This is a genomic window from Dechloromonas hortensis, from assembly GCF_009469765.1.
GTDB lineage: Bacteria > Pseudomonadota > Gammaproteobacteria > Burkholderiales > Rhodocyclaceae > Azonexus > Azonexus hortensis.
Genome location: NZ_SSSQ01000016.1, coordinates 33,541 through 50,476 on the forward strand (window position 1 = coordinate 33,541; position 16,936 = coordinate 50,476).

20 protein-coding genes are annotated in these 16,936 nt (G+C 61.8%); 12 read left to right on the top strand and 8 right to left on the bottom strand.

Annotated elements, in window-relative coordinates; genetic code table 11:
• Positions 1 to 10 precede the first annotated feature (10 nt).
• From rfaE1 to GH663_RS19020, 7 genes are read left to right on the top strand one after another with little or no spacing between them, the layout of a single operon-like run.
• On the top strand, positions 11 to 937 hold the full coding sequence (gene rfaE1, locus GH663_RS18990) for a D-glycero-beta-D-manno-heptose-7-phosphate kinase (RefSeq protein ID WP_153133174.1): 927 nt from the start codon (positions 11 to 13) through the stop codon (positions 935 to 937).
• A 9-nt stretch (positions 938 to 946) separates the two neighbouring features.
• Positions 947 to 1,945, top strand: a complete 999-nt coding sequence (rfaD, locus tag GH663_RS18995) for an ADP-glyceromanno-heptose 6-epimerase (protein ID WP_153133175.1) — start codon at positions 947 to 949, stop codon at positions 1,943 to 1,945.
• A complete protein-coding gene (gene cysM / locus GH663_RS19000) occupies positions 1,938 to 2,837 on the top strand; it encodes a cysteine synthase CysM (protein WP_153133176.1) in 900 nt (299 codons plus the stop codon). Before rfaD ends, cysM begins: the two co-directional genes overlap by 8 nt.
• Complete coding sequence (locus tag GH663_RS19005) at positions 2,834 to 3,619, top strand: 3'-5' exonuclease (RefSeq protein ID WP_153133177.1); 786 nt, start codon at positions 2,834 to 2,836, stop codon at positions 3,617 to 3,619. The genes cysM and GH663_RS19005 overlap by 4 nt, the downstream gene beginning before the upstream one ends.
• 60 nt (positions 3,620 to 3,679) lie before the next feature.
• Positions 3,680 to 4,216, top strand: coding sequence for an inorganic diphosphatase (gene ppa, locus GH663_RS19010; protein ID WP_153133178.1), 537 nt, complete (start codon positions 3,680 to 3,682; stop codon positions 4,214 to 4,216).
• A gap of 12 nt (positions 4,217 to 4,228) precedes the next feature.
• Positions 4,229 to 5,848: an NAD+ synthase gene (locus GH663_RS19015; protein WP_153133179.1), complete on the top strand. Its 1,620-nt coding sequence runs from the start codon at positions 4,229 to 4,231 to the stop codon at positions 5,846 to 5,848.
• A gap of 27 nt (positions 5,849 to 5,875) precedes the next feature.
• Entirely contained in the window at positions 5,876 to 6,214 is a 339-nt protein-coding gene (locus GH663_RS19020) for a P-II family nitrogen regulator (protein ID WP_153133180.1), read from the top strand.
• Between the two features lie 45 nt (positions 6,215 to 6,259).
• On the opposite strand, the gene GH663_RS19025 is transcribed toward GH663_RS19020, so the two are convergent.
• The gene (locus tag GH663_RS19025) at positions 6,260 to 7,015 is read right to left on the bottom strand and encodes a Smr/MutS family protein (RefSeq protein ID WP_246181646.1); all 756 of its coding nucleotides are present in this window, start codon (positions 7,013 to 7,015) and stop codon (positions 6,260 to 6,262) included.
• A gap of 12 nt (positions 7,016 to 7,027) precedes the next feature.
• Complete coding sequence (gene trxB, locus GH663_RS19030; protein ID WP_153133181.1) at positions 7,028 to 7,984, bottom strand: thioredoxin-disulfide reductase; 957 nt, start codon at positions 7,982 to 7,984, stop codon at positions 7,028 to 7,030.
• 129 nt (positions 7,985 to 8,113) lie between these two features.
• Between trxB and GH663_RS19035 the strand changes: the two genes are divergently transcribed.
• The 3 genes from GH663_RS19035 to lolA are packed head-to-tail and all read left to right on the top strand — an operon-like array spanning position 8,114 to position 11,696.
• A complete protein-coding gene (locus GH663_RS19035; protein WP_211371209.1) occupies positions 8,114 to 8,776 on the top strand; it encodes a Crp/Fnr family transcriptional regulator in 663 nt (220 codons plus the stop codon).
• Between the two features lie 2 nt (positions 8,777 to 8,778).
• A complete protein-coding gene (locus GH663_RS19040) occupies positions 8,779 to 11,079 on the top strand; it encodes a DNA translocase FtsK (RefSeq protein ID WP_153133182.1) in 2,301 nt (766 codons plus the stop codon).
• The gene (lolA, locus tag GH663_RS19045) at positions 11,076 to 11,696 is read left to right on the top strand and encodes an outer membrane lipoprotein periplasmic chaperone LolA (RefSeq protein ID WP_153133183.1); all 621 of its coding nucleotides are present in this window, start codon (positions 11,076 to 11,078) and stop codon (positions 11,694 to 11,696) included. The genes GH663_RS19040 and lolA overlap by 4 nt, the downstream gene beginning before the upstream one ends.
• A 112-nt stretch (positions 11,697 to 11,808) precedes the next feature.
• On the opposite strand, the gene GH663_RS19050 is transcribed toward lolA, so the two are convergent.
• From GH663_RS19050 to GH663_RS19075, 6 genes are all read right to left on the bottom strand, one after another.
• Entirely contained in the window at positions 11,809 to 12,003 is a 195-nt protein-coding gene (locus tag GH663_RS19050) for a tautomerase family protein (protein ID WP_153133184.1), read from the bottom strand.
• Between the two features lie 18 nt (positions 12,004 to 12,021).
• Positions 12,022 to 12,522: a GNAT family N-acetyltransferase gene (locus GH663_RS19055; protein WP_153133185.1), complete on the bottom strand. Its 501-nt coding sequence runs from the start codon at positions 12,520 to 12,522 to the stop codon at positions 12,022 to 12,024.
• A 42-nt stretch (positions 12,523 to 12,564) separates the two neighbouring features.
• The gene (locus GH663_RS19060; protein WP_066883526.1) at positions 12,565 to 13,143 is read right to left on the bottom strand and encodes an NAD(P)H-dependent oxidoreductase; all 579 of its coding nucleotides are present in this window, start codon (positions 13,141 to 13,143) and stop codon (positions 12,565 to 12,567) included.
• Between the two features lie 63 nt (positions 13,144 to 13,206).
• Positions 13,207 to 13,581 (bottom strand): MerR family transcriptional regulator, encoded by a 375-nt coding sequence (locus GH663_RS19065; protein WP_211371210.1) that lies wholly within the window; start codon positions 13,579 to 13,581, stop codon positions 13,207 to 13,209.
• 57 nt (positions 13,582 to 13,638) lie between these two features.
• On the bottom strand, positions 13,639 to 14,157 hold the full coding sequence (locus GH663_RS19070) for a DUF4231 domain-containing protein (protein WP_153133186.1): 519 nt from the start codon (positions 14,155 to 14,157) through the stop codon (positions 13,639 to 13,641).
• 32 nt (positions 14,158 to 14,189) lie between these two features.
• Positions 14,190 to 14,804 (bottom strand): hypothetical protein, encoded by a 615-nt coding sequence (locus GH663_RS19075; RefSeq protein WP_153133187.1) that lies wholly within the window; start codon positions 14,802 to 14,804, stop codon positions 14,190 to 14,192.
• Positions 14,805 to 15,011: 207 nt separating this feature from the next.
• Between GH663_RS19075 and GH663_RS19080 the strand changes: the two genes are divergently transcribed.
• The gene (locus GH663_RS19080; RefSeq protein ID WP_153133188.1) at positions 15,012 to 16,325 is read left to right on the top strand and encodes a replication-associated recombination protein A; all 1,314 of its coding nucleotides are present in this window, start codon (positions 15,012 to 15,014) and stop codon (positions 16,323 to 16,325) included.
• Complete coding sequence (locus GH663_RS19085) at positions 16,325 to 16,900, top strand: DUF4126 domain-containing protein (protein WP_246181647.1); 576 nt, start codon at positions 16,325 to 16,327, stop codon at positions 16,898 to 16,900. The genes GH663_RS19080 and GH663_RS19085 overlap by 1 nt, the downstream gene beginning before the upstream one ends.
• The last annotated feature ends 36 nt before the right edge of the window (positions 16,901 to 16,936 follow it).

A 16,936-nucleotide genomic window follows, 5' to 3' on the forward strand; every position in this document is an offset into this window, starting at 1 on the left:
GGTAGGCAGCATGCTGGAAAAAGTTTCGCAGGTTCGCCTGCTCGTGGTGGGCGATGTGATGCTCGATCGTTACTGGTTCGGCGAGGTCAACCGGATTTCGCCGGAAGCGCCGGTGCCGGTGGTCAAGGTCGAGCGCCAGGAGGAGCGTCTGGGCGGTGCTGCCAATGTCGCCCGCAATGCGGCCTCGCTCGGTGCGACGACGGCGCTACTGTCGGTGGTCGGCGATGACGATGCCGGGCGTTCGCTCGGCCGCCTGCTCGAAGAAGGCCTGATCGATGCCGGCCTGCATGTCGATCGCGATATCGACACCATCGTCAAGTTGCGCGTCATCGGCCGTCAGCAGCAATTGCTGCGTATTGACTTCGAAACGCCGCCGTCGCATGAAATCCTGCAGGCCAAGCTGGCCGATTTTGAGCGCCGGGTGGCCGATGCTGATGTCGTGATCCTGTCGGATTACGGCAAGGGCGGCCTGACCCATATCGCCGAGATGATCCGCATCGCCCGAGCCGCAGCCAAGCCGGTGCTGGTCGATCCGAAGGGCGATGAGTGGGAAAAGTATGCCGGTGCGACGGTAATTACTCCGAACCGCTCCGAATTGCGCGAAGTGGTTGGTCGTTGGTCTTCGGAAGCCGACCTGATCGCCAAGTCGCAGAAACTCCGCGCCGATCTCGGTCTCGAAGCCTTGCTGGTGACGCGCAGTGAAGAAGGCATGACCCTGTTTGCCGATGGTGAAACGCATCATCAGGCGGCCCAGGCTCGGGAAGTGTTCGATGTTTCCGGGGCCGGCGATACGGTGATCGCAACGCTGGCTGTGATGATTGCGGCCGGTGCTGACTGGGCCGAAGCCATTCGTGTCGCCAATGTGGCGGCAGGCATCGTGGTTGGCAAGCTGGGGACCGCTGTTGTTACCCGCCAAGAACTCGCAGCAGCTCTGTAAGGAATAAATATGTACACAGTCGTTACCGGCGCTGCCGGCTTCATTGGTTCGAATATCGTCAAGGCCCTCAACGAGCGCGGCGTCACCAAGATCATCGCGGTCGATAACCTGACCAAGGCCGACAAGTTCAAGAACCTGATCGACTGCGAAATCGCCGATTACCTCGACAAGCAGGATTTCATCGAGCGCATCCAGGCCGGCCATTTCGATGGCGAGATCGAAGCGATCTTCCATGAGGGTGCTTGCTCCGACACCATGGAGACCGATGGCCGCTACATGATGGAGAACAACTACCGTTACTCCATGATCCTGCTCGACTGGTGTCAGGATCAGGACGTCCAGTTGCTCTATGCTTCCAGCGCGGCGACCTACGGCGGCAGCAATATCTTCAAGGAAGAGCGCCAGTACGAAGGCCCACTCAACGTCTACGGCTATTCCAAGTTTCTGTTCGATCAGGTGGTGCGCCAGCGTCTGGCCCAGAGCCCGTCGTCGCAGATCGTCGGTTTCCGCTATTTCAACGTTTATGGCCCGCGCGAGACGCACAAGGGGCGGATGGCCTCGGTCGCCTTCCACAACTACAACCAGTTCAAGGCCGACGGCAAGGTCAAGCTGTTCGAAGGCTCGCATGGTTACGAGAACGGCGGCCAGATGCGAGATTTCGTCTTTGTTGGCGATGTCGCCAAGGTCAATCTGTTCTTCCTCGACCATCCGGAAAAGTCCGGCATCTTCAATCTAGGCTCCGGTCGGGCCCAGAGTTTCAATGATGTGGCGGTTGCTGCGGTCAACGGCTGCCGCAAGGCAAAAAGCGAGGCGCCGCTGACGCTGGACGAACTGCGGGCACAGGGTTTGCTCGAGTATGTCGCTTTCCCCGAGGCCTTGAAGGGCAAGTACCAGGCATTCACGCAGGGCGATCTGACCCGCTTGCGCGCTGCCGGCTACGATGCTCCGATGGCGACGGTTGAGGAGGGCGTCTCCCAATACATCGAGTGGCTCCATAAAAATGTATAAAACCCTGCAGGATTTTGTCGGCAACACCCCGCTGGTACGCCTGGTGCGTATTCCGGGGGCGGAGAACGACAAGCGCAACAACGTCATCCTCGCCAAGCTGGAAGGCAACAATCCGGCTGGTTCGGTCAAGGACCGGCCTGCCCTGTCGATGATCGTCCATGCCGAGGCCCGCGGCGACATCAAGCCGGGCGATACGCTGATTGAGGCGACCTCCGGCAATACCGGCATCGCGTTGGCGATGGCGGCGGCGATCAAGGGCTACCGGATGATCTTGGTCATGCCGGAAAACCAGAGCATCGAGCGCCGGCAGAGCATGCGCGCCTACGGCGCCGAGCTGGTGCTGACCCCCAAGGATGGCGGCATGGAACTGGCGCGCGATGTCGCCGACAAGATGCGCGACGAAGGCAAGGGCATCATCCTCGACCAGTTCGGCAACCCGGACAATCCGCTCGCCCACCTCGAAGGCACCGGCCCGGAAATCTGGCGCGACACCGAAGGCAAGGTGACGCACTTCGTCTCCAGCATGGGCACGACCGGCACCATCATGGGCACCTCGGCCTACCTGAAGGGGCAGAATCCGGCGATCCAGATCGTTGGCTGCCAGCCGGAAGAGGGCAGTCAGATTCCCGGTATCCGCAAATGGCCGGAAGCCTATCTGCCGAAGATTTACGACAAAACCAACGTCGACCGCATCGAATACGTCAGCCAGGCCGATGCCGAGGCGATGACGCGTCGTCTGGCGATGGAAGAGGGCATCTTTGCCGGCATTTCCTCGGGCGGAGCGTTGGCCGTCGCGTTGCGCCTGTCGCAGACGCTGGAAAATGCGGTGATCGTCAGTATTATTTGCGACCGGGGCGACCGCTACCTGTCCACCGGCGTTTTTCCGGCATGAAACCGGTTCTCGTCTTCGACATCGAGACAATTCCCGATGTCGCCGGCCTGCGCCGCCTGAACGATCTGCCCGGCGAGCTTTCCGACGACGAGGTCGCCGAGCTCGCCTTCCAGCAACGGCGGGCCAAGACCGGCAACGATTTCCTGCAGTTGCACCTGCAGCGAGTCGTCTCCATCTCCTGCGTGCTGCGCACCAGTGAAGGCCTCAAGGTCTGGTCGCTGGCCGAGCCGGAGCAGGGCGAGGGTGAGATCATCCAGCGCTTCTTCGACGGCATCGAGAAATTCACGCCGCAGATCGTTTCCTGGAACGGTAGCGGCTTCGATCTGCCGGTGCTGCACTATCGCGGCATGCTGCATGGCGTCAGCGCGCCGCGCTACTGGGATCTGGGCGATGGCGACTACGCCGATTCGCGTGATTTCAAGTGGAACAACTACATCAGTCGCTACCACATGCGCCATCTCGACCTGATGGACCTGCTCGCCCTCTACAACCCGCGCGCCAACGCGCCGCTCGACGACCTGGCCAAGCTCTACGGTTTTCCCGGGAAGCTCGGCATGGATGGCGGCAAGGTCTGGGAAGCCTGGCAGGCCGGCAAGAGCGCCGAAATTCGCGACTATTGCGAAACCGATGTCATCAACACCTATCTCGTCTATAACCGCTTTCGTCGCCTGCGCGGCGAACTGACGGCGGCCGAGGAGGGGGCGGAAATCGACTTCGTCAAGGCGCAACTCGCCAAGATCGGCGCGCCGCACTGGCAAGAGTTTCTCGCCGCCTGGCACTGACAGTGCTTAGCACAGCGTTATAATCACAAGTTCTCAAAACCTAAACGCAGAGAGATTACGATGGCTCTTAACAACGTTCCTTCCGGCAAGTCCCTCCCCGACGACTTCAACGTCATCATCGAAATTACCGCCCACGCCGACCCCGTCAAGTACGAAGTCGACAAGGAATCCGGCGCAATTTTCGTCGATCGTTTCATGGGTACCGCGATGCACTATCCGTGCAACTACGGCTACATCAACAACACCATCGCCGGTGACGGCGACCCGGTCGATGTGCTGGTCGTTACCCCGTTCGGCCTGCCGCCGGGCGTTGTCGTGCGTTGCCGCCCGCTCGGCATGCTGGCCATGGAAGACGAGGGCGGTCAGGATGCCAAGCTGCTGGCCGTGCCGGTCGACAAGCTGACCCCGCTCTACAAGGACGCCAAGACCTACGAAGACATCCCGCAACTGCTGCGCGACCAGATCGCCCACTTCTTCTCCCACTACAAGGATCTGGAGAAGGGCAAGTGGGTCAAGATCGTTGGCTGGCAGGGTATTGATGCCGCCAAGAATGAAATCATGGAAGGCGTTGCCCGTTATCAGGCCGAAGCCAAGTAAGACGCCGTCAGTATGATGCGAATCGCCGTTGCCCAGTTCAACGCCACCGTCGGTGACCTGACGGGCAACGTCGAACGTATCTTGAAGTGTGCTGCACAGGCCAAGGCCCGCGGCGCCCAGGTGTTGTTGACGCCTGAGTTGTCGCTCTGCGGTTATCCGCCGGAAGACCTGTTGCTGCGTCCCGATTTCTATCGGGCCTGCCGCCAGGCACTGGATGATCTGGTGAGCCGGGTCGAGGGCATTGTCCTCATCGTCGGCTACCCGGAAGAAAGCGAAGGCCGCTGCTACAACGCGGCCATGGTCATTGAAAATGGCCAGAAAAAGGCGGTCTACCGCAAGATTCGCCTGCCCAACTACGAAGTGTTCGACGAACAGCGCTATTTCGAAGCTGGCAGCGAAGCCTGTGTCGTCACTATCGCTGGCGTTCGTTGCGGCATCAATATTTGCGCCGATATCTGGGAGCCGGGTGCTTTCGAACTGGCCTGCACGGCTGGCGCCGAGTTGATGCTGGTGCTCAATGCCTCGCCCTGCCATCTGGAAAAACACCAGCAGCGGGCCCAGGTGCTCGGCGAGCGGATCGAGGCGACCGGGGTGCCGGCCGTCTACGCCAATCTGGTTGGCGGCCAGGATGAGCTGGTTTTTGACGGCGCTTCTTTCGCCCTCGATGCGCACAAAGTTTGCCGGATGCGCCTGCCGCAATTCGAGGAAGCGCTCGGTATCGTCGATTTCACGGCCGGCAATTTACAGTCGGCGGACATGGCGGCCGAGTTGTCGATCGAGGCCGAAGCCTACCAGGCCCTGGTGCTGGGAGTGCGCGACTACATCGGCAAGAGCGGCTTCAAGGGCGCCATCATCGGCCTATCCGGCGGCATCGACTCGGCCTTGACGCTGTGCGTCGCGGTCGACGCGCTGGGGGCCGACAAAGTGCGGGCCGTGATGATGCCGTCGCCGTATACCGCCCAGATGAGCCTCGATGATTCGCGTGCGATGATCGAGAAACTGGGCGTGCGTTACGACGAAATCGCCATCGCGCCGGCCATGCAGACCTATGCCGTCCTGCTCGACCCCCTGTTCGCCGGCTTGCCGGCCGACACCACGGAAGAGAACATCCAGGCGCGCATTCGCGGCAACATTTTGATGGCGCTCTCCAACAAGACCGGCGCGCTGGTGCTGACCACCGGCAACAAGTCGGAAATGGCGGTCGGCTACTGCACGCTTTATGGCGACATGGCCGGCGGCTTCGCGGTGATCAAGGATGTCTACAAGACGCTGGTTTACCGCCTGTCGCGCTACCGCAATACGCTGTGCGGCGATGCCGGCCCGGTCATTCCCGAGAACATCATCGTCCGGCCGCCCTCGGCCGAACTGAAGCCGGACCAAACCGACCAGGATTCCCTGCCGCCCTACGAGGTGCTCGACGCCATCGTCCGCGCCTATATGGAAGAGGATCGCAGTCCGCGCGAGATCATCGCCGCCGGCTTGCCGGAGGCCGACGTGCGCCGCGTCGTGCGCCTGTTGCGGATCGCCGAATACAAGCGCCGGCAGTCGCCGGTCGGAATCCGCATCACGCCGCGCGGTTTCGGCAAGGATTGGCGTTACCCTATTACCAATCGTTATCAAGACGAATTCTAAGAAACTGACTTCCCGAGGAAACAGACCATGAAAAAAATCGAAGCCGTCATCAAGCCCTTCAAACTTGACGAAGTGCGTGAAGCGCTGTCGGAAGTGGGGATCACAGGCCTGACCGTGACCGAGGTCAAGGGCTTTGGCCGTCAGAAAGGCCACACCGAGCTGTATCGTGGCGCCGAGTATGTCGTCGACTTCCTGCCCAAGGTGAAAATCGAAATCGTCGTTGCCACCGAGAATGTCGATGCCGCGATCGATGCCATCATCAAGGCCGCCCGGACCGGCAAGATCGGCGACGGCAAGATCTTCGTGATGGCGGTCGAGCAGGTCGTGCGTATCCGTACCGGCGAAACCAACGAAGCCGCCATCTAAGCGCTGCTGCTTGCGACCGGAAAAGGGCGACTGCGGTCGCCCTTTTTATTTTTTGCTGGAGCGCAACAGCGCGATCAAGGCACCCTCGCCACCATCCTGCGGGCGGGCCTGGCAAAAAGCGAGGATTTCGATACGCTGCATCAGCCAGCCACGGACCAGTTGACGCAGGATGGAGAGCTTCTGGGGCGAGCCATGCCCCTTGCCGTGAATGATGCGGACACAGCGCTTGCCGTGGTGCAGGCATTCGGCCAGGAAGCCGCCGAGCAGCTGGCGTGCTTCGTCGCGATTGAGGCCGTGCAGGTCCAGTTCTTCCTGAATTACCCAGCGCCCGCGGCGCAGATCCTTGAGGACGGTGCCGGCCAGGCCCGAGCGCAGATAGTTCGGCTCGTCGCCGCCCTCCAGGCGGTCTTGCAGGCCGATCGGGCCGTGCAGGCTTTCGTGCAGCGCCGCTTGCTCGTCGGCCACGAACTGTTGCGGGCGCGGCGCCGGCAACGGGCCGCCGAGATGCACCCGGTTCGGGGCGGGCAGGGGCTGGACGCCCGACATCGCCAGCTGAAAGGCCGCCTGCTCCGGGTCGCTCGGCAGGGCGGCTGGCGGCTTGGCAGATGCGGCCTGCCAGTTGGTCGGTAGGGCAGGTTCGGCGTGCGGCTTCGGTCGTTCCGGTTTTGCCGGAGCCTGTGGTGCCGGCGGGGTGACGCGCCGGGGCTTGGTTTTCGGCAAATGGACGCGGTTGACCGGCGGCAGCGGCGCAATGTCCGCTACCGCCGCGTGGAAGGCGGCAAGGTCTTCCGGGTCGATCAAGCCGGTCGGGGCTTAGCTGAGCTGGTCGAGGTAACGCTCGGCATCGAGCGCCGCCATGCAACCGGTGCCGGCCGAGATGCAGGCCTGCTTGTAGATCTGGTCGGCGACGTCGCCGGCGGCAAAAACCCCGGGGATGCTGGTTTGCGTCGCATTGCCTTTGAGACCGGCCTCGGTGATCAGGTAGCCGCCATCCATTTCCAGCTGGCCGACGAACATGTCGGTATTCGGCTTGTGGCCGATGGCGATGAAGACGCCATGCACTTCCAGGTTCTGCGTGGCGCCGGTTTGCGTATTCTTGATGCGCAGGCCGGTGACGCCGGAGTCATCGCCGAGTACTTCGTCCACGGCATTGTTGTAGAGAATGGTGATCTTGCCGGCCTTTTCCTTTTCGAACAGCTTGTCCTGCATGATCTTCTCGGCGCGGAACTTGTCGCGACGGTGAATAAGCGTTACATGGCTGGCGATGTTGGCGAGGTAAAGTGCTTCCTCGACGGCGGTGTCGCCACCGCCGACGACGGCGACCGGCTTGTTGCGGTAGAAGAAGCCGTCACAGGTGGCGCAGGCCGAGACGCCCTTGCCGGCGAAGGCTTCTTCGGAAGGCAGGCCGAGGTACATTGCGGAGGCGCCGGTGGCGATGATCAGGGCGTCGCAGGTGTAGGTGCCGGCATCGCCGATCAGCGTGAAGGGCTTCTCGGTCAGCTTCGCTGTGTGGATGTGGTCGAACAGAATTTCGGTGTCGAAGCGGCGGGCGTGGGCTTCGAAACGGGCCATCAGTTCCGGGCCCTGGACGCCGTCGGCATCGGCCGGCCAGTTGTCGACGTCGGTCGTGGTCATCAATTGGCCACCTTGGGCCATGCCGGTGATCAGCACGGGTTTCAGGTTGGCGCGGGCGGCATAGACGGCCGCGGTGTAACCGGCAGGACCGGAACCGAGAATAATCAGGGGACTGTGGCGGGCGGGTTGGGACATGGTCATCCTCTTGGGTTGTCGAACGGAAAATTATAGCCTTCTCAGAGCCACAGATTTTTCCCGAGTTCCTATGTTGTTTGGGAAAGCAGTTTATAATCGTTGCGTAACTATATGAACGGAAAATGATTTATGTCCGCTACCAATTTCGGCTTGAGTCTGGTTGTCCTGCGCAATGTGCCGTTGTTTGCCGGGCTGAATGAGGTTGAACTGGAGAAACTCTCCAAGGTTTCGGGCCGAAAACGCGTCGAGCGCGGCGCCTTCGTCGTCCGCGCCGGCGACGATACGGATTCGCTTTATATCCTGCTCAGCGGTCGGGCCAAGGTCACCAATAGCGACGAAGAGGGGCGCGAGATCATTCTCGCCTGGCTGGGCCCCGGCGAGTTTTTCGGTGAAATGGGCTTGATCGACGGCAGCCCGCGCTCGGCCAGCGTCGTCGCCAGCGAGGCCTGCGAACTGCTCTGCCTGAGCAAGGATGCCTTCCAGCGTTGCATGCAGGACAATTTTCAGGTGGCGCAGAAGTTGATGCAGAGCCTGGTCCGCCGCTTGCGCGAGGCCGACCGCAAGATCGAGAGCCTGGCGCTGCTCGATGTTTATGGTCGTGTCGCCCGCTTGCTGCTTGACCTCTCTGAGGAAGTGGACGGTCGCCGTGTCGTCCGTAAAAAGATATCCAAGCAGGACATGGCGCGGATGATTGGTGCGTCGCGCGAAATGGTCAGCAAGGTGATGAGAGATCTGGAATTGAGTGCCTATATTTGTTGTGAAGGTGACCTGGTGGTCATTCTCGGAGCCTGAGCATGGCACGGACGATCGATCGCAGTACGCCGAGCCCGCTGCCGGAAAAAATTGGTGCGTTGTTGCAGGAATCCCGATGGCTGGGCGTCGGCGCCATTGCGCTGTTTCTCTGCATGGCGCTGTGGGGCTTCAACAAGGAAGACCCGGGCTGGTCGCACGCCGTTGTCGGGCAGAGCCTGCATAACCCGGCCGGTCGCGCCGGGGCGTGGATTGCCGATCTGATGCTCTACATTTTCGGCCTTTCCGCCTGGTGGTGGATCGTGCTGCTCGGCATGTTCGTCTGGTGGGGCGTGCGTCGCCTGCATACCTGGGGGGCGGAGGACCGTCGCCCGCTGTTTATTGCGCTGGCCGGTTTCGTCTTTTTGCTGGTGGCCAGTTCGGCGCTCGAAGCGCTGCGTTTCTACAGTCTCAAGGCGGCTTTGCCGCTTGGTCCGGGCGGTATCCTGGGGGTCGAGATGAGCGGCCTTCTGGCCCGACAACTGGGCTACACCGGCGCCACCATGTTCCTGCTGGCGGCGATGGCGGCGGGCTGGAGCGTGTTTTCCGGCATGTCCTGGCTGTGGGCTTTCGAGCGCCTGGGTGCTTTCCTGGAAACTGCCACCGGCTTCTTCTATGGCCGGGTCGATACCTGGCGTGACCGGCAGATCGGCAAGGAAGTGGCGCAGCAGCGCGAGGTGGTCGTCGAGGAAGAAAAGCGCCGCGTCGAACAGCACGAACCGATCATCATCGAAACGCCGAAGCCGGAAATTCCCGTTTCCAAGAAGGCCGAGGCGCGGATCGAGCGCGAGAAGCAGGTCGCGCTGTTCCCCGAGGCGATCGTCGGCGGCCAGTTGCCGCCGCTGCATCTGCTCGACCCGGCACCACCGGTGACCGAGACGGTGAGCGCCGAAACGCTGGAATACACGTCGCGGCTGATCGAGCGCAAGCTGGCCGACTTCGGCGTCCAGGTCAAGGTGCTGGCAGCAATGCCGGGGCCGGTCATCACCCGTTACGAAATCGAGCCGGCGGTCGGCGTCAAGGGCGCCCAGATCGTCAATCTGGCGCGCGACCTGGCGCGGGCGCTGGCCATGGTCTCGATCCGCGTCGTCGAAACGGTGCCCGGCAAGTCGTGCATGGCGCTGGAGTTGCCCAACCCGAAGCGGCAGACGGTGAAGCTGTCCGAAATCATCTCCAGCAAGCCGTACAACGACATGACCAGCCCGCTGACCGTCTGCCTCGGCAAGGACATCGGCGGCCTGCCGGTAGTCGCCGATCTGGCTAAGACGCCGCACCTGCTGGTTGCCGGGACAACCGGTTCCGGCAAGTCGGTCGGCGTCAATGCGATGATTTTGTCGATGCTCTACAAGTCCGAGCCGGAGCATGTCCGGCTGATCATGGTCGACCCGAAAATGCTCGAACTGTCGATCTACGAAGGTATTCCGCATTTGCTGGCGCCGGTCGTCACCGACATGAAGCAGGCGGCCAACGCGCTGCACTGGTGCGTCACCGAGATGGAAAAGCGTTACAAGCTGATGTCGGCGATGGGCGTACGCAACATCGCCGGTCTCAACACCAAGATCCGCGATGCCGAAAAGCGCGGCGAACACATTCCGAATCCGCTGTCGCTGACGCCGGAAACGCCCGAGCCGCTGAAGGCCATGCCGTTCATCGTCGTCATCATCGACGAGTTGGCCGACCTGATGATGGTGGTCGGCAAGAAGGTCGAGGAACAGATCGCCCGTCTCGCCCAGAAGGCCCGCGCCTCGGGCATCCACCTGGTGCTGGCGACGCAGCGCCCGAGCGTGGACGTGATCACCGGCCTGATCAAGGCCAACATCCCGACCCGCCTGTCTTTCCAGGTGTCGAGCAAGATCGACTCGCGGACCATTCTCGACCAGATGGGCGCCGAAGCCTTGCTTGGCCAGGGTGACATGCTCTATCTGGCGCCGGGGACCGGCTACCCGACCCGCGTCCATGGCGCCTTCGTCTCCGACGATGAAGTGCATCGCGTGGTCGAACACCTGAAGGCAACCGGGGCGCCGGAATACGTCGAGGACATCCTCAACGGGGCGGCCGGTGACGACGAAGAGGGTGGCGACGGCGGCGAGGGCGGCGGCGATGCCGAAGCCGATCCGCTCTACGACCAGGCGGTCGACATCGTGCTGAAGAACAAAAGGGCCTCGATCTCGCTGGTCCAGCGCCACCTGCGCATCGGTTACAACCGTTCGGCGCGACTGATTGAAGCCATGGAAAAGGCCGGCCTGGTTTCCTCGATGGATGGCCGTGGCGGCCGCGAAGTGCTGGCCCGCAAGGAAGCCGAATGAAATTTGCCGTAAAACTGCTGTCCACCGCAGCAATCACTCTTTTCCCGTTGCTCGCCCAGGCGGGCGCCATCGATCAGCTGCACCAGTTTCTGCAGGGCACGCGGACGCTGAAAGCCGAGTTCGCGCAGAGCGTGATCAGCAAGAGCGGCCGCAAGCCGCAATTGTCGTCCGGCCTGCTCGCCATTTCCCGGCCGGGCAAGCTGCGCTGGGAAATCCTCAAGCCTTATCCGCAACTGGTGGTCGGCGACGGCGAAAAGATCTGGATCTACGACCCTGAGTTGCAGCAAGTGACCGTGCGCCAGGCCGGCCAGGCCGTCAGCGGTTCGCCGGCAGCCTTGCTGGCCGGCAGCAACGAACTGGAAAAGAACTTCAGCCTGAAGGAAATCGGCGAGGCGGAGGGCATGACCTGGGTCGAGGCAACGCCCAAGGCCGGCGACAGCGGCTTCGAGAAAGTCCGCCTCGGCCTGGTCGGCAGCGACCTGAAAGCGATGGAGTTGCAGGACAGCTTCGGGCAAACGACGCATATCCGCTTTTCCCGCCTTGAGCGCAACCCGGCACTACCCGCCGCCACCTTCAAATTCACGCCGCCAGCCGGTGTGGACGTGGTCGGGGAATAAATTCGGCGGAATCCCCGACTCCGGCGGTCGACCCCGCGAAAATGGGGAAAATGACAGACACTGTTGTCTGGCAGGGGGTGGCGCCCCCTGTAGGCATCCGGTCCGCTGGGTGCTATAGCTTTTTCCAGTCGTCGGTCAGCAGGCCTGAAAATCCCCAGTTTTCCTCATCGATTTCCTGAATGACGATGTGCGTATGCTCCGGCTTTTTGCCGAGTACACGCACCAGCGAATCGGTGACCTCTTTGACCAACTGCGCTTTTTGCGCCCGACTGGCGCCTTTGGTGATCTGGATATTGACGTATGGCATGGGTAGGGTTTCCGTTGTTCAAAAGGTGACGTTGCTTGCTGCCGGTCGTGGCAAGCGCATATGAACCAGTGCTAAGCGCTTTCCGTGCTTGCCCTGCCGCTCTTCTAGCGCATAAGGCTGAAAGCCGAGCTTCGGATAAAGCAGCAAGCCCGCCGTGTTGTGATTGAAGCAGGACACCGTGACTTCGGCGGCCTGATATTTTGCGAAGGCGAGCCCAATCATTTTCTCTACAAGATAGCGTCCAATGCCGCAGCCACGGGCGGTCGGCGCAACGATGACATTTCCGATGGCGCAACTACCGCCGGCTTCCCAGCGGTAGAAGTTGGCGAAGGCGACAACTTCACCACGGCGCTCGACAACCGTTGCGTCGGCGCGCTGGGCGATGGCTTCCTGCAGTTGCGCGGGGGGCAGTGGAAATGTCGCCTTGGGGAAAAAGAAAAGCGACTCGTCTTCACTTTGCGGAAAAGCGCAGATAACAGGAATATCCGCCGTATTTACGGGGCGATGGTTCAGTGACATTGGGACTGGCAAGTTCGAGAAGGTGAGGGAGGGCGGCGTCGTTCAGGCCTGGCGGCCATAGGCATGGACGCGGGCCAGCCATTTGTTCCGTTGCTGCTCGCTTGAGCCGCGTATCGGCCCGAAACTTGAAATGCTGACGGGCTTGATACCGCTGAATTCGAGAATTGTGCGTTTCATCTGATTGTGCCCCGGCATCCGGTACAGCCAGCGAAAGTACCAGGGCGGCGTGTCCATCGTCACCAGAAGCTGCGCTGAGCGCCCGGCAAGCAGGCGATCCCAAAAAATCGAGTCATCCCGATATTTGAAGGCAAAGCCCGGCAGAAAGACACGATCGATAAACCCCTTGAGCAAGGCCGGCATCGCGCCCCACCAGATGGGGTAGATGAAAACGATATGCTGTGCCCGGGCAATTGCTGCCTGAGCCGCCACCAGATCCGGTTCGAGATCCTGAATCGTGGCGTAGCCATTGTGCAGCACCGGGTCAAAACTCAAATTGCCAAGGGCGATCGATTCAAGCTCGTTTCCCGCCGCTTTGGCGCCTTCAACATATGAATCGGCCAAGGCGGCGCAAAAACTGTCGCGTGCCGGGTGGCCGAGGATGACCAAGATGCGTTTGCTCATGTTTGTCAGGTTCTGGCAGGGTTTCGGTAGCGACAAGCATAAAGTCTCCCCCTAAGGGCAGAGTCAAGCGGCGCTCGAGCATAGCCCGGCGTTGTGCCGCAGATCCGCCTGCAAGGCAACCAGCTGGCGATCATGGGCCAGGGCGCGGTCGATCGTTTGGCGCAAGGCCTGGCGCTTGCGCTCGATCAACTCAAGCACCATCTCGGCGGGCAGCGTTCCGGTCTGCGCTGCCGCCGATGTGACGCCGGCGATTTCCTTGAGGCTGAAACCCAGCGACTGCGCGCACTTGATCATGGCAACCAGATCGACATCCGTTGCACGATAGATGCGATATCGCCCTTTGCGCGGGGGCTGCGGAATCAAACCAAGCGCTTCGTAATGGTGTATCGCCTTGCGCGATGCACCGGTCAGTTTGGCAAGTTCACCGATGTACATCATGTCCTTGGTTCGAGAAGGTCTCTGTAGTGTGAAATGGATGGGCTGTGAGCTGGCTGCTCAGATATGGGGCGGTGCTTGACTCGTTTTCACCGGCTTGGCTTCCTGCTGGGCCAGTGTCATGACGTTCAGTGTTGATGCATTTTCGGCTTCGATGGCCCCTTCGCAGCGTTCGACAAAATAGATAAAGGCCGCCGGCGCCGATTTGAACTCCTTGTAGCCGCCTTCGCCGGTTAGAAAAAGAACTTGCTCCCGACTTAGAAACTGTTCGGTCGAGCGGTAATTCTTCCACTGCTCGCGGTAGTGGTAAACGCTTTCCAGCGCGACGAAGGCGGCAACGGCCAGGCTGATCACCGAGGCAATCAGGTCTTTGTAGGGAATGGCGCTGTTGACGATGACCGGCACCAGAACGCCGCCCAGAACGATGGTGGTGCGCATGCGCAGGTAACTGCTCTTGGCGGTGACGGCTTTCTTGTCGTACCACGCCTGGTACTGCTTTACCCGTTGTTCGATGTAGTCCGCAGGCCGCCAGCTACCGAACAGCGCAAAGCCGTCCGTGCTTGTTTCAGGGGATGACATGGATGCTCCTCCAATTATTCAAGTTTTGCTTCTTAGGGGGCGCTGCATTCGAAGTAGCCGCCTTTTTCGGTGCTGGTCGGGCACCAGATGCTCATGTTGACGACATAGGCCGAGGGGCGGACGGCGCGTGCCTTGCCGGCGGCGTCTTCGGCTTCGGCGCGGGAAACGTAGACCTTGACGCTGCGAAACGAGCCGGAGCGCCGGAAGATGACGCCGGGGCCGATGCCCATTTTTTCCGCCGTCTTGGTGACCTCGAACTTCGCGGCATCCAGCGTCGGATCGCCACCAAAGACCACACCCCAGGTGCCGGGCGCGTCGGGCTGGCTCTCGGTCGGCACAGCGGCATTGCCGACCTGCGGCAAGGCGGTGGTCTGGATCAGTGCTTCGGCGGTTTCGCGCGGCATCGGCACGCCGGAGAAGCGGTCGATGACTTCGACCGCCCATTTGCGCAGGTTCTTCGAGTCCTGAGTTTGACCGGCTGTCGGCTCCTTGCTCAAGATTGCCGTGGCAATTTCGACAAACTTGGTTTCGCTGTCCCGTTGCTTGTTGGCCGTGGCGACTTCGTTGCCCAGATAGGCGATGGTCAGCGGAATCAGGATCGCCGCGACGACCTTGCTGACAATTTCGAGCTTTTGCCAAGCATCCATGGTGCAGCCTCCTGAAGTGCCACCTGCAATCGGAGCGGAAATCATCGAACCCATCCTGCTTTGTAGCACACGGCTGGCGCAAGTCCATGTCGAATGGATGGCGGGGGGCTGGCCGCTGGAACGTATTGGCCTTGGGCGGGCGGCTGGCAGGCGGTAAACTCTGTCGTTCAGCCACTCAGTCGGCCGCGCTGCCGGACAGGATTCCCCTTGAGCGATTTGTTCTCCCAAAACACCGTTGACCGCCATGCACCGCTGGCCGAACAACTGCGCCCGCAAACGCCGGACGAGGTAATCGGCCAGCAGCACCTGCTCGGGCCGGGCAAGCCGCTCCGTCTGGCGTTCGAGTCCGGGCAGCCGCATTCGATGATCCTCTGGGGGCCGCCGGGGGTGGGCAAGACAACGCTGGCGCGGATGATGGCGACGCAGTTCCAGTGCGAGTTCATCGCCTTGTCGGCGGTCTTTTCCGGCATCAAGGAAGTGCGCGAGGCGGTGGCGCAGGCCGAGCTGTGGCGCGGCCAGGGCAAGCGGACGATTCTCTTCGTCGATGAAATCCACCGTTTCAACAAGGCGCAGCAGGATGGTTTCCTGCCCTTCGTCGAATCCGGGCTGCTGACCTTCATCGGTGCTACCACGGAAAATCCCTCTTTCGAAGTCAATTCCGCCTTGCTGTCGCGGGCTTCGGTCTATGTCCTGAAATCGCTCAACGAGGCCGAGATGGGGGCTTTGTTCGATCGCGCCTGCGAGCAGGCGCTGGCCGACCTGAGCTTCGATGGCGAGGCGCGCGAGCGGCTGGTCGGCCTGGCCGATGGCGATGCCCGGCGCTTGCTGAACTTGCTCGAACAGGTGCGGACGGCGGCGCATACGGCAGGGATTCCGGCGGTCGACGGTCAATTCATCGAAGAAACCATGGCGCAGAACCTGCGCCGCTTCGACAAGGGCGGCGATGCCTTCTACGACCAGATTTCGGCCCTGCACAAGTCGGTGCGCGGTTCCAGTCCGGACGGCGCACTCTACTGGCTGACCCGCATGCTGGACGGCGGTGCAGATCCGCGTTACCTGGCCCGGCGCATCATCCGCATGGCCTGGGAAGACATCGGCTTGGCCGACCCGCGCGCCATGCAGATCGCCAACGACGCCGCGGCCACCTACGAGCGCCTCGGCTCGCCCGAGGGCGAACTGGCGCTCGGCCAGGCGGTGATCTACCTCGCCGTCGCCGCCAAGTCGAATGCCGGCTACAACGCCTACAACGCGGCGCGGGCCTTTGTCGGCAAGGACGGCTCGCGGCCGGTGCCGGTGCATCTGCGCAATGCGCCGACCAAGCTGATGAAGGAACTCGGCTACGGCCATGCCTATCGCTACGCCCACGACGAGCCGGAAGCCTACGCCGCTGGCGAAAGCTACCTGCCGGAGGGGATGCCGGAGCCGGGCTGGTACGCCCCGACCCCGCGCGGGCTGGAAGGCAAGATCGGCGAAAAGCTGGCTCACCTGCGCGAGCTGGACCGCAAGGCCGGCAAGAAATAATGGATCTGCTGCCGACCATTGCCCTGTCGGCCGGACTGGCCTGGGCCAGCGGTTTGCGCCTCTATCTGGTCGTTTTCCTGGCCGGGCTGCTCTCTTACCTCGGCTACCTGCAGCTGCCACCGACGCTGGCCGTCCTGCAGCAGCCGCTGGTGATCGGCGTCGCCGGGGTGTTGGCGCTGGCTGAGCTGGTTGCCGACAAGGTGCCGGCTTTCGATTCACTGTGGGATGCCTTTCAGACCTTCATTCGCATTCCGGCCGGCGCCTTGCTCGCCGCCTTTGCCCTGGGCGAGGTCGATCCGGCCTGGATGGTGGCGGCCGGCCTGCTCGGCGGCACGATTACCGCCGGCACGCATTTCGCGAAGGCGAGCAGCCGCTTGGCGATCAATGCCTCGCCGGAACCGTTTTCCAACTGGCTGGCCTCGTTTGGCGAGGACGGCATGGTGCTCGGCGGCTTGTCGGTGATGCTCGCCTCACCGTTGCTTTTTCTCGGCCTGCTGGCGCTCTTCCTGTTGCTGGCCGGTTTCGTGCTGTACCGGGTGGGCGGCGCCTTGGGCCGACTGCTGCGTCGCGTATAATTGCCCCTTTGGGGCCGCGTTTTCCTTGAATCCTGC